This window comes from Sphingomonas suaedae (genome assembly GCF_007833215.1).
Taxonomy (GTDB): Bacteria; Pseudomonadota; Alphaproteobacteria; order Sphingomonadales; family Sphingomonadaceae; genus Sphingomonas; species Sphingomonas suaedae.
Window position 1 is genome coordinate 3,548,574 of the sequence record NZ_CP042239.1, and the last position, 15,421, is coordinate 3,563,994.

Consider the following 15,421-nt stretch of genomic DNA (forward strand, 5'->3'; position numbering starts at 1 on the left):
GGTGCGCCATAGCATGATCGTCGCCATGCGCCGCGTCTCAATTTGGCCTTGGCGCGGCGCGAATGCACGGAAGAAGGGCCGAATCAAAAAAGGGGGCCGCAAACGCGACCCCCTTTTAGGCTCGCGAAGGTGCGATCAGAAGTCGATCGTGGCCGAGGCCTTGAACGTCCGCGGCATACCCTGAACCAGATAGCCGCCCAGCGATGACGCCCAATACCGCTTGTTTGCGACGTTATCGACGTTGAAGCGGAAGGTGACCGGCGCATCGGCCACAGCGACGACATAGCGCGCGCCGAGATCGAAGCGGGTCCATTCGGGCAGTTCCAGCGTGTTGGTGACGTTCACCTGTTGCTTGCCGGTCTGCATCACACGGCCGGTCAATGTCAGGCCACCATAGACGTCCCATTCGATGTTGGCGTTGGCGGTATATTCCGGAACGCCGACGGCGTCGCGCCCATCGTTGAGTCCGCCTGCGGTGCGGCGCTGTTCGGCATCGGTCACCGCGACGCCAGCGATGACGCGAAGGCCGTCGATCACTTCGCCATCGACGCTGAACTCGACCCCCTTGTTGCGCTGGAGTCCATCGACCGTGAAGACGTTCGCGATGGTGAGTTCCTGGGGGCGATCCGTCTGGAACAGCGCCAGCGAGGCATTGATGCGCCCAACCCGAATCTTTCCTCCAACCTCATACTGCACCGTCTTGTACGGCGGAAACACCTGACCGAAATTGATCGTGCCGGCGGGGGCAACCGAACCCCTGACCAGGCCCTCGATACGGTTCGCATAGAGCGAAACGCTGTCGCTCGGACGTATCACCAGACCAACGACCGGTGTTGTGGTGCCTTTGACATATTCGTTCGTCTGGGCGCCCGAGTTCCGGTCATATTGCCGCAGATGGATGCTCTGATAGCGCAGGCCGACCGTGACTTGCACGACGTCCTCGGCAAACCCCAGCGTATCCGACACGAACATGCTGTCGAGGCGGGTGCGCTCGACCGGGCCGGGATTGTCGAGATCGCCTGCGCGGAAAGCGTTGAACACCGGAAGCGCGATTTCCCGCGGATCGTAAAGGTTGTTCAAGTTGGTGCCGTTGGCAGCGTCGTCGTCAAATCGACCGAACTCGAACGAGTTGCGGTTGACGTAGCGGCTATGCGAATAGCCCAGGTTGAGCTGGTGGGTGATGCCCCAGCCTTCGCCCTTGAACCGCAGCCCGGCCTGCGCCGCCTCGTTATTGTCGTTGCGCGGGATGTTCGACCCGGTGACGAACGCATCGCCTGTGGTCGAATCGAGAAGCTGGAAGCCCTGATAGATACCGCGCTCGGCCGTGTCGCGCGCACCAGCCGAGGCGTAGAACATCAGATTCTCGCTCAGGTCATATTCCAGCTTGAAGATGCCGAAGAGGTCGCGGATCGTCTGATTATACCAGGGCTGACCATAGTTGAGGTCGGCGCGGGGCGGGCGCGGTACCGCAGTGACCGTTCCATATTTGTTGTTCAGCTGAACCATCGGACGCATGTGCTGCGCCTTGACGCTCTGGTAGGCGAGGTCGAGGCTGACGCGCAGAGAGTCGGTGCGCCAGTCGAAGCTGCCGCCGAGGACCGCTGAACGACGAAACTCGTCATCGATCGCAATGTCGCCCGAGCGGAATGCGCCGTTGACGCGCGCGCCGAACGCACCGTCCGCGCCGAAACGGCGGCCGAAATCGAATGCGCCGCCGAAATGCTCGTCGGACAGCCAGTTGGCGGTGAGGCGATTGGTGTCCCGGTCCTTGGCGCGTTTGGGCGTCAGGTTGACGGTGCCGCCCAGCGCAGAGCCGCCGGGCGCGGCGCCGAACAGGAATGCGCTGGCGCCGTTCAGAATCTGGACCTGATCGTAGAGTTCAGGCGACACCAGCTGGCGCGGCGTGACGCCGAACAATCCATCGATCGCGATATCTTCGCCATACAGATTGAATCCGCGCACCACGAACTGTTCGGACATGTTGCCAAAGCCGAGCGTCGTGCGCACCGAGGGATCGTTTTCGAGCACCGCGCCGAGGGTCAGTGGCTGCTGGTTGAGGATCAGTGCTTCGTTGTAGCTCTTGACCGCGAACGGCGTGTCCATCGCGTCCTTGTCGCCCAGCGCGCCGAGCGAGCCGTTGCGACTTACCTGGGTCTGGTTGTCACGCTGGGCGGTGATGACGACATCGTCGCTTCCCGTCGGCGCGGCATCCTGCGCAAGAGCGGGCGCGCTGGTCAGCAGCGCGGCGGTCATTGCCGTCACGCCAGTTCCGCGAAGTGCAATCTTACTGGCAACCATCTTGTATCCCCCGAAACTGGTTGTGTTTTCCCTCCCGATACGGTCCGGATACGGGTCCAGACCTGTTATCGCAGCTTGAACATGTCGGTCGAAATTGGGCCGCGAAACATCCAGTTTGCGCACGTGCAAGGGACCAATCGGGTAATCTTCCAACAGTGGCGGGTAAGGCGTTCAGCCGAAACGCTGAACCCCGCCGACAACGGTCCGTAGCACCTTGGTTTTGGAAAGCAAATGCGAATTAATCGCGAAAAGGTCCTGATCCATCACCGCGAAATCGGCGAGAAGGCCAGGCGCGATCAATCCCATTTTGTCCTCATTGAACCCCGCATAGGCACCTTCGCCCGTGTAGCACCGCAGCGCCTGCGCCAATGTCACGCGCTGCCGCGGATGCCAGCCCTCGGGATGCTTGCCGTCCAGCGTCTCGCGGTTGACCGCCGCATCCAGGCCGGTGAACGGATCGATCGGCGCGACCGGCCAGTCCGATCCCATGCACACATGTGCGCCCGATCGGACCAGCGAACCGAAGGCGAAGCTGGTCTCCAGCCGCTTCTCGCCGATCCGGCGCACCGCCCAGCGGCCGTCGTCGATCGCGTGATAGGGCTGGACCGACGCGATCACATCCTGCGCCTTGAAGCGGGGGATTGCGTGCGGCTTCATGTGTTGGACATGCTCGACCCGGAAGCGTCGGTCGCGCAGGCCATTGGTCCTGGCGACGGCGGCGAGGGTGTCGAGCACGATGTCGTTCGCCTCGTCGCCGATCGCATGGGCGGTGACCTGAAGCCCGGCCTTGTCCGCCCCCTCGATCCAGCGGCGCAGATCGGCAGGATCGGTGACGATGATTCCGCGCGTCGACGGATCGTCGAGATAGGGCTCGTAGAATCGTGCGGTGCGCGAGCCGAGCGACCCGTCGAACACGACCTTGCAGCCGCCCCATTGGACCCAGTCATCGCCGCGCCCCTCGCGCGCGATCAATGCAGCCTGATCCTCCCAGTCCTTGAGCGGGAGGTAGTGGCGAAAGCGCAGACCCGTCTCGCCCCTGGCGCGCAGGCGGCGCGTGGACTCGAAGCTGATCGTCTCCAGTTCGGTCGGGTGGACCTGCGTCACGCCCTTGCTCAGCGCGACCTCGATCCCCTTGGCGACCGTGGCGTCGATCTGAGCGGGGGTCCGCTCGCCGATCGCGCGCAGCACCAGATCCTTGGCCGAGTCCTTGACGATACCGGTCGGCTCGCCGTTCGCGTCCTTTTCGATCACTCCGCCCGGCGGGGCCACGGTGTTGCGGTCGATCCCCGCCAGCTTCAGCGCCAGCGAGTTGAGGAACAGCATGTGCAGGTCGTAGCGGATCACCGCCACCGGCGTGTCGGGGGTGACCGCGTCGATCCAGTTGCGGTGCGGCATCTCCCCGCCCCAGCGGTCCTGGTCCCAATTGCCACCCTCAAGCCACTGGCCCCTGGGCAGCGCCTTTGCCGCAGCGGCGATCCTCTCGACAAACTCCTTCCGGTTCGCGGCATCGCGCAACGAAGCCTGGGTCAACATGGTCGAGGCCATGACGAAATGGACGTGCGGATCGATGAAGCCGGGCGTCACGAATGCGCCCTGAAGGTCGATCACGCGGGTCCGCTTGCCGGTGAGCGCGCGGACCGCATCGGCACCGATCGCCGCGATCCGTTCGCCCTTCACCCCGATCGCATCGGTCCGAACATCGGGTCCAGCCCCTGTCCACACCCTGGCATTGATCCAGGCTGTATCGAGCTGGTCGTCGCTTCCCGCAAAGGCCGCGCGGCTTATGCCCGTCACGGCGGTTCCGGCGCCGAGGGCAAGGATGGTCCGACGATCGATCATGCTTCTGTCTCCCAGAGGGGACAGCTTTCACCCACGGGCTGGATCGGCAAACATCCAATTGCGTCGCGACTGGCGGGACCAGTGCGGTTCACCCCGCCGCTTCGCGCAGCGCTGCGACGGCGGTGCGCGCTTCATGCTCGTTCAGGCTGGCAAAGCCGATGCGCAGCCCGCGCGGCGCATCGTCGCGGGTCATGAACGAGCGAGACGCGGCGAAGCGTAGTCCCATGGCGGCGGCGCGCGCCTCCATCGTGTCGAGATCGGTATCCGGAAAACGCAGCCAGAAGGCGAGGCCCCCGTCGGGCGTCCGGTAATCGACGATATCGCCCAGCGTCCGATCGATCTCCCGCGCGAAATTCTCGCGCCGTTTCGCATAGACCTGCCGCACCTTGCGCGCATGGCGCCGCAACTCGCCATTTTCGATCAGCTCGGCGGCGGCATCTTCGGTCAGCGTGTTGCCCATACCATCGGTCAGCGACACCATATGCGCGATCGCGTCGATTACCGGGGGCGGCGCGGCGACATAGCCGATGCGCAGCGCTGGCAGCAGCAGCTTGGACATCGATCCGACATAGATGACATGGCCCGGCCCATAGCCCGCCATCGGCAACAGCGGCTGCGATTCGAAATGAAATTCGTGGTCGTAATCGTCTTCGATGATCGCAAAGCCGAACTGGTGCGCCAGCTCCAGCAGCCGCAACCGCCGTTCGGGGCGTAGCGACACGGTGGTGGGGAACTGGTGATGCGGGGTCAGGAATACCGCGCGCACCGCGTTGCGTCGGCACGCCTTTTCGACCGCCTCGACATCGATCCCGCCCTGATCCAGTCCGACCGATACGATGTTCGCCCCCAGCGACCGGCAGGCGGCGACGGCGGGCTCATAGGTCAGCGCCTCGACGATCACCGAATCGCCGGGTCGGACCAGAACGTGCGCGGCGAGGAAGATGCCATTCTGGCTGCCGCGGGTGATGCAGATATTATCCGCGGTGACGGGCAGCCCGCGCTGGCTCTTCAACATCGTTGCGATGCTCTCGCGCAGGGCCGAAGAGCCGCGCGGATTGCCATATTGGAACAGGTTCTCGCGCGACGCGCGCTGGGCGGCGGCGCGATAGGCGCGGGCGAGCAGCTCGGCCGGGAACAGTCGCCCGTCCGGCGCGCCCTCGTCGAGCTTGAGGCCGGGGCCAGACGGCAAGGCGAGCGGGCGTTCCGGGGGAGTCGCATAGCGATAGTCGATCGGCGCGTCGCTCATCGTCGCTTCCGCCTCGGCGCGCTGGCGGCTGACCGGCTCGGGCAGCGATGTCGAGACCATCGTCCCGCGCGTCCCCGCCGACGCCAGCCAGCCCTGCGCGATCAGATCCTCATAGGCGAGCACCACCGTCTTGCGATTGACTCCCAGGATCGCCGCCAGCTCGCGGCTGCTGGGGAGGTAGGTGCCGGAGGTCAGCCGCCCGCGTTCGATGTCGCGGATCAGCGCCTGGATGATCTGCATATAGATGGGAACGTCGCGCGACGGATCGATGCGATCCCCCAGGCTGACCTGCCACGGTCGCAGCATTGGACCATCTCCTCTATGCAAAACTGGCCTATTCCGGGGCCAATGCTAGTCGCTCGAATGCGGCTGCGCAACCGGGCGGTGGACCATCATCCTTTTATGAATTGGCGCTTGTCCCTGCCCCGGCCATCGGAAACAAGGGGGCCATTCAATACGGGTAACGGGGCAGATGAGCGACGCGAACGGCATCACGGCGACACAGGTTCCGCTGTTCGAACGGTTCGATAACGCCGATGTGCGTGCGTTGATCGAGGCCTATCCGCTCGCCTGGGTGTGCGGCGGCAGCGCCACGCCGGCCGATGCCAGCCTGTTGCCCCTGATCGGCGTGTTCGACGATGCCGGGCGGCTGGTCGAACTGATCGGCCATCTGATGCGCGCCAATCCGCTCTATGCGGCGCTGGAAGACGATCCGCGCGCGACGATCCTGTTCACCGGGCCGCAGGCCTATATCAGTCCCGAACATGCCCGCCGTCGCGACTGGGCGCCGACCTGGAATTATGCGCAGGTGACGGTCGGCGCGCAGGTCGAATTCGGCAGCGCATTGACCGAACTATCGCTCAAGGTGTTGATCGACGCGATGGAGGCGGGGCGGCCCGATCCATGGAGCGTGGAGGAACTGGGGCCGCGTTATCGCGCGATGCTCGACCGGATCATCGGCTTTCGGGCGCGGGTGACCAGCCTGTCGGGCAAGTTCAAGCTGGGGCAGGACGAGGATTCGCAGACGCTGGACGCGATCCTCGACGCACTGCCCGATGGCGACATGACGGCGTGGATGCGCCGGTTCAACCCGGAGCGGTAATGATGGCGCGGGGTGTCGTTGGCGGACTTGCGGCGGCGGCCCTGCTTGCCGCGCCGCTTGCGACGGCGCAGACGGTCGCGCCCTGGCGGCAGGACCCGTTCCCCAGCCGCTATCAGGCCCCGGCGCCTGACGACATGCTGCTGCGCGGTGCGACGATCCTGGATGGTGCCGGGGGCCGGATCGACGGCGGCGATGTGCTGGTGCGCGGCGGCAAAATCGTCGCGCTTGGCAAGGCGCTGGCGAACCCCGGCGTGCGCGAGATCGACGCGAAGGGCCGCTGGGTCACCCCCGGCGTGATCGACGTTCACAGTCATGGCGGCACCTGGGTGATGCCGCTGACCGCCATCGACCGCGAGGCGAGCGACGTATCCGAAGTGGCGACCCCCGACAGCGCCGACACCTGGATCGAAACCGCAGTGAACCCGCAGGACATGGCGTTCGATCGCGCGCTGGCGGCGGGCGTGACGACGATCCAGATCCTGCCCGGATCGACCCCGATCTTCGCCGGACGATCGGTGGTGGTAAAGCCGGTGCGCGCGCCGACCGTCTGGGGGATGAAAGCCGTTGGCGGCGTTCAGGGATTCAAGATGGCGTGCGGCGAAAATCCCAAAAGCTGGGGCGCGGACGACGACAATGCGGGACCGACCAGCCGCCAGGGCGTGGTCGCGTTCATGCGCCAGTCCTTCATCGATGCACAGGCCTACAAGCGCGCGGTGGAGCGCGGCGACGGGGTGAAGCGCAACCTCAAGCTGGAGACGCTGGCGGGCATCCTGTCCGGCGATATCCGCGTCAATTTCCATTGCTATCGCGCCAATGACATCGCGTCGGTGCTGGCGGTGGCGAAGGAGTTCGGCTTCCGCATCGGCGCGATCCACCATGCGACCGAGGCGTACAAGATCCCCGGCCTGCTCCGCGATGCCGGGACATGCGCCGCAGTGTGGGCCGATTGGTGGGGCTTCAAGATGGAGGCGCAGGATGCGGTGCGCGCCGAAGCGCCGCTGCTCGAACGCGCAGGCGTATGCGTGATGATGCATTCGGACTCCGCCGCCGATGGCCAGCGGCTCAACATTGCGGCGGCCAAGGCGGCGGCGGCGGGGCGACGCATCGGCATCGACACACCGCCCGAGGTGATGATCAAATGGACCACCAGCAATCCGGCGAAATTGCTGGGGCTGGACAAGCAGGTGGGGACGCTGGCGCCGGGCTATCGCGCGGATCTCGTACTGTGGTCGGGCGATCCGTTCAGCATCTACAGCAAGGCCGATCTGGTGCTGATCGACGGCGCGGTGGCCCATGACCGCAGCCGCGCGTCGGCGGGGCCGGTGTCCGATTTCGAAGCCGGGCGCGGCGGGGTTAAGCCATGAAGCTGATCGCATCGCTGGTCGCGCTGGCAATCGCCGCACCGATCTCCGCCCAGACGGTCGCGGTGACCCATGCCCAGGCATGGACGCTGGAGGGCGACACCCCGGTGCACGACGCTACGATCCTGATCGAGAGCGGCAAGATCCTTTCCGTGACGTCCGGAGGCGCCGTGCCCGAAGGCGCAACCGTGATCGATGCGCGCGGCAAGCCGGTGACGCCGGGGCTGGTCAACGCGGCGACCCAGATCGGTCTGGTCGAGGTGTCAGGATCGGGCGACACACGCGACACCGCGTCTGCCGACGAACGCAATGCCGGGTTCGACATGAGCCGCGCGCTCAACGGCAATTCGACATTGGTCAGCCTGGCGCGCGCCGATGGACTCACCCGCGCGCTGGTCTATCCGTCGCCGTCGCGATTTGCGCCGTTCAACGGCGAGGCAAGCTTCGTACGGCTGCGCGAGGGGGTCGATATTCTCGATCGCTCCGATATCGGCGTCTATGCGGTGATCGGCGGCGGCGCGTGGGAGCGGCTGGGGTCGCGTGCGGTGCAATGGGCGGCGCTGCGAAAGGTGTTGAATGAGGCGCGGCCCGATGCGAGGCCGAAAAAGGGCAAGAAGGGCAAAGTTGGTGGGCCGCCCGGCAAGCGCGCGGGCGAACTGCTGATCCGCGCGGTGTTGCGCGGCGACGTCCCGCTGGCGATTCAGACGGATCGCGAGAGCGACATGCGACAGGCCGCCGCGCTGGCCCGCGATTTCGGCATCCGCGTCGTCATCGTCGGCGGGGCCGAGGCCTGGCGCGCAGCGGACGCCCTCGCCGCAGCGAAGATCGCCGTGATCCTCGACCCGCAGGCCAATCTGCCCCGCAGCTTCGACGAACTGGGCAATCGGCAGGACAATGCGGCCCTGCTGCGCCGCGCGGGTGTCGCGCTTGCGCTCGGCCAGGTGGGCGGCACGATCCATTCCAACTACAATGCCGGTCTGGCGTTGCGCGAAGGCGCGGGGCTGGCTGTCGCCAACGGCCTCAGCTGGATCGAGGGACTCCGCGCCGTCACGGTCGCGCCGCTTGCCATCTGGGGACGGGGCGGCGGCACGCTAACCCCCGGCGCGGACGCCGATCTGGTGGTGTGGGATGGCGACCCGCTTGAGCCGTCGACCAATGCCGTGCGGGTGATTATCGAGGGGCGCGAGGTATCGAACCGGTCACGCCAGGACGTGCTCGCCGAACGGTACAAGGAGGCGCGCTGATGGATGTTCTGCTGATCGGATGTGGGCGGATGGGCGGCGCGATGGCGCGGGGCTGGCGTGGCGTGCATCGCGTGCTGGTGTTCGACCCCATGGCGAGTGAGCTGCCCGAAGGGGCGGAGCGGGTCGATGCGCTCGCCGATGTCGAGCCCGACGGGGATCTCGCCGTGGTGCTGGCGGTCAAGCCCCAGATCTTTCCCTCGATCGGCGAATCGCTGCGCCCGATCGCCGCACGCGATGCGCTGTTCGTGTCGATCATGGCGGGGATCACGCTTCAAGGGTTAGGCGACTCACTGGGCAGCGGCCGCCTGGTGCGAACCATGCCCAACACCCCCGCCGCGATCGGGCAGGGGATTACCGCCGCGGTCGCGGGGCGCGATGTGCGGATGAGCGATTTCGCTACGGTCAACGAACTGCTCGCCCCGACCGGCGCGGTCGTGTGGCTCGACGACGAGCGCCAGATCGACGCGGTGACTGCGGTATCGGGCAGCGGCCCGGCCTATTTCTTCCGCTTCACCGAAGCGCTGGCAAAGGCGGGCGCGCAGGCGGGACTTTCCGCCGACGTCGCGATGCAGCTTGCACGCGCGACCTTTACCGGCGCGGCGGCGCTGGCGGGCGCCGATTCCGCCGAACTGGCCGAACTTCGCCAGCAGGTGACCAGTCCCGGCGGTACCACGGCGGCCGGCCTCGCGCAGATGGATCAGGACGATGCGATCGACCGGCTCGCCCGGGCGGTCGTCGATGCGGCGGCGGCGCGGTCGCGCGAACTTGCCGGATAGGCGATGCAGGGAATGTTCGGGGAAATGGCTATGGTTCGCGCGGCATTGGGTTTCATATCGCTGTGCGCGCTGGCCGTGCCCGCAATGGCGAAGGACGATCTGCCGCTCACGGAGCGCCGCACGCTGAGCTATGACGTATCGAGCGGCACCTTCATGTCGCTCGCGGTGTCGCCCGACGGCAAGACGATCCTGTTCGACATGCTGGGCGAACTCTACGCCATGCCCGCGACCGGTGGTCGGGCCATCCCGATCGCGCAGGGCATCGCGTTCGAGGTTCAGCCAACCTTCTCCCCGGACGGCCGTTGGATTGCCTATGTCAGCGACCGGTCGGGTGGCGACAATGTCTGGATCGCCCGCGCCGATGGCAGCGCGGCGCGGCGGATCACGTCGGAGGACGAGGGCGCGGTGCGCACCTCGCCCGAATGGAGCGCCGACGGCAAGTCGATCTATGTCAGCCGCCACCGCATCCGTGTCGGCCATTATGAGCTGTGGCGGCACCCGGTCGATGGCGGACCGGGCGAACTGGTCGCGCCGATCAAGACCGCGCGCGGCGAGCAGAGCACGCTCGGCGTCTCGCCCTCGCGCGACGGCAACTATCTCTATTTCGCGCGCACCGTTGCGGACCAGTCGTTCGACCAGTCCGTCGCCTGGACGATCGTCCGGCGCGACATCGCGACCGGCGAGGAAACGCCGGTCATCACCAATTCCGGCTCGCGCGAGGCCGCGAAGGAGACGTTCTTCCGCCCGGCCATTTCCCCGGATGGCAGACTGCTCGCCTATGCAACGCGGCGCATGGCGGAGACGCGGCTGCGGGTGCGCGACCTGACGACCGGGCTGGACCGCGATCTCGGGCCCGCCCCGCTCGACCTGATGAACGGCGCGGCGTGGATGGACCTGATCCCGCGCTATGCCTTTACGCCCGACGGCAAGGCGATCCTCATCGCGTTCGAAGGCCGGGTCGAGCGGCGCCCGGTGGACGGATCGGCGGCGACGCAAATCCCCTTTACCGCCAGGCTCGACCTTGAGGTCGGCATGTCAACCCGCATCGCGGTGCGCGAGCCGACCGGGCCGGTGCGCGCGAAGCTGCCGATGGGAACCAGCGTTGCGCCCGACGGCACACGCGTCGCCTATGCGGCGCTCGGCAGCATCTATGTCCAGCCGGTCGACGGCGGACCCTCGATCCGCTTGCCAATCGTCGGCGACCCTGCCTCCCAGCCCGGCTGGAGTCCCGACGGCAAGCGCATCGCCTATGCGACCTGGAGCGAGCGTGAGGGTGGGGCGGTCTGGACCGTCGCGGCGGACGGGAAGAGCGCGCCCGTGAAGCTCAGCACCCTGTCCGCCTTCTACACCTGGCCGGTCTTTGCTCCCGATGGGCGCAATGTGCTGACGGTACGCTCGGCGGCGGCGGCGCGGCAGCTGAGCGGCTATATCGTCTCGCCGCTGCGGTCGGGCGAACTGGTCGCGATTCCTGCCAGTGGCGGGGAGGCGCGGGTCATTGCCAGCGGCACGCTGGGCCAGCGCCCGCATTTCACCCGCGCGGCGCCGGGCGAAGTGCATCTGATGAGCGAGGATGGCCTCATCGCCGTCGATCTCGCCAGTGGAGCGCAGCGTCCCGTCGCCAAGCTGCTGACGCAAAATTACTATTTCACCGAAGCCCCGGCGAAGATGGACGATATCCGCATCAGCCCGGACGGCAAATGGCTGGCGGCGCAGGCGCGCGAGCAGCTTTATCTGCTGCCCGTCCCGGCTGACCCCGCAACGCCGGTCGATCTCGGCGCGGCGGACAATCCGGGGCGGCAGGTGACCGATATCGGCGCCAACTATTATGACTGGCGCAGCGACGGGGCTTTGGTCTGGTCGGTGGGCAATTTCCTGCAAGTCCTGCCCGATCCGACCGCGCCGATACCGACCCGCCATGTCGAGCTGATCGCCGAACTGCCCCGCGCCCGGCCACAGGGCAGCATCCTGCTGCGCGGCGCCCGCGCGCTCACCATGGCGGATGGCGACAGGGTGATCGAGAATGCCGATATCCTGGTGACCGGAGACCGCATCGCCGCAATCGGCCCGCGCGGAAGTTTCGCGGTGCCCGCCGGAACGCCCACCCGCGACCTCGGCGGCAAGACCGTTGCGCCCGGCCTGATCGACGATCACGATCACATCGGCTCGATCCGCCGCTATGCCCTCGCCTATGAAGACACGTCGATGCGGGCGCGGCTCGCCTTTGGCGTGACGACCGCCTTCGACCCCTCGACGCTGACCATCGACCAGATCGCCTATCAGGATCTGATCGATGCCGGACTGATGATCGCGCCGCGGCTTCGCTCCACCGGCCCCGGCATTTTCGCGCGCGAACGCTTCACCTCGCGCGAACAGGTGCGCGCGGTGCTGCGCCGCTACAGCGAGGCGTGGGGCCTCACCAATATCAAGCAATATCGCGGTGAGAGCCGGACGGTGCGGCAATGGATCGCGATGGAAGCGCGCGCGCAGGGGCTGATCCCGACCACGGAGGGGAGCCACAATCCCAAGCTGATCCTGACGCAGCTGCTGGATGGCTATGCGGGCAGCGAACACGCGCTGCCCATCGCGCCGTTGCAGGAGGATGTCATCAAGCTGTTCGCGCTTACTCGCACCAGCTATGTCGCGACGCTGCTCGTCAACACCAGCAGCCCGGCGGCGAAGCATCACTTCGTCGGTAAATATGACCCCGCGCTCGACGCCAAGGTGCGCCGTTTCTGGCCGCCAGCGACGATCGCCGCGAAGCTGGCGCAGCGCGACTGGTCTTCGCTCGCCGCATCCCGCGCGCCTGCGCTGGCCCGGGATACCGCGCGGCTGGCCGAGGCTGGGGCGCTGGTCGGCATGGGCGCGCATGGCGACGATCCCGGCATCGGCTATCATTACGAGATGGAGGCCCATGCGCTGGGTGGCATGACGCCGATGGCGATCCTCCACGCCGCGACTGCGGGCGCTGCCGAGGTGATCGGGCGGCTCGGCGATATGGGCACGCTGGAGGCCGGCAAATATGCCGATCTGGTGGTGTTCGACCGCGATCCGCTGACCGATATCCGCAATACGCGCTCGCTCAGCCTGGTGATGCGCGGTGGGCAGTTGTTCGACGCCGACACGCTCGACGAACTCTGGCCGCAACGGCGCAAGCTGCCGGCCCCTTGGTTCGCGGGCGGCGAGAAGGAAACCCAATGGCTGCCGCTGGAGCCGAAAGAGTGATCGACCCGGAAATCCGCTTCTTCCTCGATGAGATGAAGGCGCGCTGGGCGGCGCACCCTTCACTCGCCTCGCTCGACTATCCCGGCCAGCGCGCGGTGTGCGAGGCGGTTCGGTCGCGCTGGACGCAGGGTGGCCCCGCGATGACGCGGACGCTGGAGCGGGTGTTCGATCCCGGCGCCGGGTCGCTGCACATCCGCGTCTATCTGCCTGAAGGCGCATCGCAGCCTGCACCCGCGCTGGTGTACCTGCACGGCGGCGGGTTCACCCTGTTCTCGATCGATACGCATGATCGGCTGATGCGCGAATATGCCGCCGCCGGGGGTTTTGTCGTGGTGGGCGTCGATTACCCGCTCTCGCCAGAGCATAAATATCCGGTCGCGCTCGACCGGATCGAGGCGCTGATGCTGTGGCTCCGCGACCATGGCGGGGAACTGGGCGTCGACGGCAGCCGACTGGCGATGGGCGGCGATTCGGCGGGGGCGAATTTGAGCTTCGCCACCGCGCTGCGGCTGCGCGACCGGGGCGAGGGCGGGTTGGTGCGCGCGATCCTGTCCAATTACGGCTATTTCTCGAACATCATCTCGGACGAAGCGGAACGCGATTTCGGGGGACCGACCTCCAACCTCGATCGCGAAGAGGCGCTGGCCTATTTCGCCAACTACCTGACCGACATGGCGAGCGAATGCGCGGATCCTTTGGTGTGCCCGCTGCGCGCCGATATGGCGGGGATGCCCCCGGTGTTTCTGGTCATTCCCGAATGCGATCTGCTTACCGAACAATCGGTGGCAATGGCCGCCAGCCTGCGCGCGGCTGGCGTCGAGACGGGGGAGAAGCTCTACGCCGGGGCGACGCACAGCTTTCTTGAAGCGATGTCGGTGGCGGCTGTGGCGCGGGAGGCGATCGCCGATGGGGCGGAATTTGTGCGCGAAAAGCTCGCCTAACCTACCCAACTCATCCCGCGTTCGCAGAGATGACGACTTCTTGAGCGGTTTCGGGCCGTATTGCCTCACGCTGTTCCCCGGCGCAGGCCGGGGCCCAGTTGCGAGCTGTTTCGAGGCAGGATGCCGCCTCGTGTTCATTGATACTGGGCCCCGGCCTGCGCCGGGGAACGGAGCGATGAAACTCAGCCCGAAAGCGGCTTAAGCCGCCCCAACCACCCCCGCCGCGATCAGCCGTTCGATCTGCCTCTCGTCCAGCCCGCAGTCGCGCAGAATCTGGCGGCTGTCGGCCCCCAGCGCGCGCGGCGCGGTGTCGAGCGACGCCTCGACGCCCTCAAACACAACCGGCTGGGGAAGCATACGGACGACCCCTTCGCCATAGCCCTCCGGCACATCGAAAAAGCCGATCTCCGCCAGATGCGGATCGGTCAGCAGATCGCCCAGTTCCGCGACCCGCGAACAGGGCACATCACGCGCCTCCAGCGCTTCGATCCACGCGTCGGTCGTCCGCGCGGGCAGCGCCTCGGCCACCAGTGCGTAGAGGGTGTCGATCTGCGCCGGCCGCTGGCGCGGGTCGGCGAACCAGTCCTGCGCGATCACGTCGGTGCGCTCCACCTCGGTCAGAAAGGCGCGCCATTGGCGGTCGGTATAGGGCAGCACCGCGATCCACCCGTCCGCCGTACGGAACGGGCGGCGGTGTGGGGAAAGGATGCGGGGATAGCCGACCGCGCCGTCAGGGTCGAAGGTTGCGGCGGCAAGATGCTCGTTGAGCAGGAACGCGGCCAGTGCCTCGAACATCGGCACCTCGACCTTGATCGGCCCTTCACGCCCGTTCGCGCGCGCGACCAGCGCGGCCAATATGCCATAGACCGCATGGAGCGCCGCCACCTTGTCCGCCAGAATCGTCGGTACGAAGCGCGGCTCGCCCGCGGTTGCGGCGCCGAGACCCGCAATGCCGCTCGCCGCCTGGATGATATCGTCGAACGCCGGGCGGTCGCGATAGCTGCCGCGCTGGCCAAAGCCGATCGCCGCGCAATGGACGACGCGCGGATTGATCGCTGCAACCGCCTCGAACCCCAGCCCCAGCCGTTCGGCTGCATCCACCCGCATATTGTGGAAGATCACGTCGGCGGTTTCGATCAACGCGGTCAGTGCCGCGCGCCCGTCGGGTGATTTCAGGTCGAGCGCGACCATCTTCTTGTTGCGATTGTTGTTGACGAACAGCGCGCCACCGCCCGCGCCCGTGGGATGCGCGTACCGGGCGATATCGCCCTCCAGCGGCTCGACCTTGACGACCTCCGCGCCCAGGTCGGCGAGGATCTGGCCTGCATAGGGGCCGAGCACCACGGCGCCCACCTCGACGACCCGGATTCCCTTCAGCAGCGACAGCATTTA

Annotated in this window: 10 protein-coding genes; 6 read left to right on the forward strand and 4 right to left on the reverse strand. The window is 66.7% G+C overall.

The window, feature by feature from the left end:
* Window positions 1-135 precede the first annotated feature (135 nt).
* The 3 genes from FPZ54_RS16900 to pdxR form a co-directional block, all read right to left on the reverse strand.
* Window positions 136-2,253, reverse strand: coding sequence for a TonB-dependent receptor (locus FPZ54_RS16900; RefSeq protein WP_239019617.1), 2,118 nt, complete (start codon window positions 2,251-2,253; stop codon window positions 136-138).
* Between the two features lie 216 nt (window positions 2,254-2,469).
* Complete coding sequence (locus FPZ54_RS16905) at window positions 2,470-4,137, reverse strand: amidohydrolase (protein ID WP_145848991.1); 1,668 nt, start codon at window positions 4,135-4,137, stop codon at window positions 2,470-2,472.
* A gap of 88 nt (window positions 4,138-4,225) precedes the next feature.
* Window positions 4,226-5,689 carry a MocR-like pyridoxine biosynthesis transcription factor PdxR gene (gene pdxR / locus FPZ54_RS16910; RefSeq protein ID WP_145848992.1) on the reverse strand — a complete coding sequence of 488 codons (1,464 nt, stop codon included), beginning with the start codon at window positions 5,687-5,689 and terminating at the stop codon, window positions 4,226-4,228.
* Window positions 5,690-5,855: 166 nt separating this feature from the next.
* On the opposite strand from pdxR, the gene FPZ54_RS16915 reads away from it, so the two are divergent.
* Genes FPZ54_RS16915 through FPZ54_RS16940 form a run of 6 tightly spaced genes read left to right on the forward strand, consistent with a single transcriptional unit; the run spans window position 5,856 to window position 14,029 of the window.
* Window positions 5,856-6,485, forward strand: a complete 630-nt coding sequence (locus FPZ54_RS16915) for an FMN-binding negative transcriptional regulator (protein ID WP_145848993.1) — start codon at window positions 5,856-5,858, stop codon at window positions 6,483-6,485.
* Entirely contained in the window at window positions 6,485-7,849 is a 1,365-nt protein-coding gene (locus tag FPZ54_RS16920; RefSeq protein WP_145848994.1) for an amidohydrolase family protein, read from the forward strand. Before FPZ54_RS16915 ends, FPZ54_RS16920 begins: the two co-directional genes overlap by 1 nt.
* The gene (locus FPZ54_RS16925; protein WP_145848995.1) at window positions 7,846-9,090 is read left to right on the forward strand and encodes an amidohydrolase family protein; all 1,245 of its coding nucleotides are present in this window, start codon (window positions 7,846-7,848) and stop codon (window positions 9,088-9,090) included. The genes FPZ54_RS16920 and FPZ54_RS16925 overlap by 4 nt, the downstream gene beginning before the upstream one ends.
* On the forward strand, window positions 9,090-9,866 hold the full coding sequence (proC, locus tag FPZ54_RS16930) for a pyrroline-5-carboxylate reductase (RefSeq protein WP_145848996.1): 777 nt from the start codon (window positions 9,090-9,092) through the stop codon (window positions 9,864-9,866). The genes FPZ54_RS16925 and proC overlap by 1 nt, the downstream gene beginning before the upstream one ends.
* Before the next feature lie 24 nt (window positions 9,867-9,890).
* On the forward strand, window positions 9,891-13,088 hold the full coding sequence (locus FPZ54_RS16935; protein WP_239019618.1) for an amidohydrolase family protein: 3,198 nt from the start codon (window positions 9,891-9,893) through the stop codon (window positions 13,086-13,088).
* Window positions 13,061-14,029 (forward strand): alpha/beta hydrolase fold domain-containing protein, encoded by a 969-nt coding sequence (locus FPZ54_RS16940; RefSeq protein WP_145848997.1) that lies wholly within the window; start codon window positions 13,061-13,063, stop codon window positions 14,027-14,029. The genes FPZ54_RS16935 and FPZ54_RS16940 overlap by 28 nt, the downstream gene beginning before the upstream one ends.
* Before the next feature lie 198 nt (window positions 14,030-14,227).
* On the opposite strand, the gene FPZ54_RS16945 is transcribed toward FPZ54_RS16940, so the two are convergent.
* A complete protein-coding gene (locus tag FPZ54_RS16945) occupies window positions 14,228-15,418 on the reverse strand; it encodes a CaiB/BaiF CoA transferase family protein (protein WP_145848998.1) in 1,191 nt (396 codons plus the stop codon).
* Window positions 15,419-15,421 lie beyond the last annotated feature (3 nt).

Coding starts and splice junctions, on each gene's coding strand:
- FPZ54_RS16900 (WP_239019617.1), bottom strand. CDS start 2,253: ATGACCGCCGCGCTGCTGACCAGCGCGCCCGCTCTTGCGCAGGATGCC.
- FPZ54_RS16905 (WP_145848991.1), bottom strand. CDS start 4,137: ATGATCGATCGTCGGACCATCCTTGCCCTCGGCGCCGGAACCGCCGTG.
- pdxR (WP_145848992.1), bottom strand. CDS start 5,689: ATGCTGCGACCGTGGCAGGTCAGCCTGGGGGATCGCATCGATCCGTCG.
- FPZ54_RS16915 (WP_145848993.1), top strand. CDS start 5,856: ATGAGCGACGCGAACGGCATCACGGCGACACAGGTTCCGCTGTTCGAA.
- FPZ54_RS16920 (WP_145848994.1), top strand. CDS start 6,485: ATGATGGCGCGGGGTGTCGTTGGCGGACTTGCGGCGGCGGCCCTGCTT.
- FPZ54_RS16925 (WP_145848995.1), top strand. CDS start 7,846: ATGAAGCTGATCGCATCGCTGGTCGCGCTGGCAATCGCCGCACCGATC.
- proC (WP_145848996.1), top strand. CDS start 9,090: ATGGATGTTCTGCTGATCGGATGTGGGCGGATGGGCGGCGCGATGGCG.
- FPZ54_RS16935 (WP_239019618.1), top strand. CDS start 9,891: ATGGCTATGGTTCGCGCGGCATTGGGTTTCATATCGCTGTGCGCGCTG.
- FPZ54_RS16940 (WP_145848997.1), top strand. CDS start 13,061: ATGGCTGCCGCTGGAGCCGAAAGAGTGATCGACCCGGAAATCCGCTTC.
- FPZ54_RS16945 (WP_145848998.1), bottom strand. CDS start 15,418: ATGCTGTCGCTGCTGAAGGGAATCCGGGTCGTCGAGGTGGGCGCCGTG.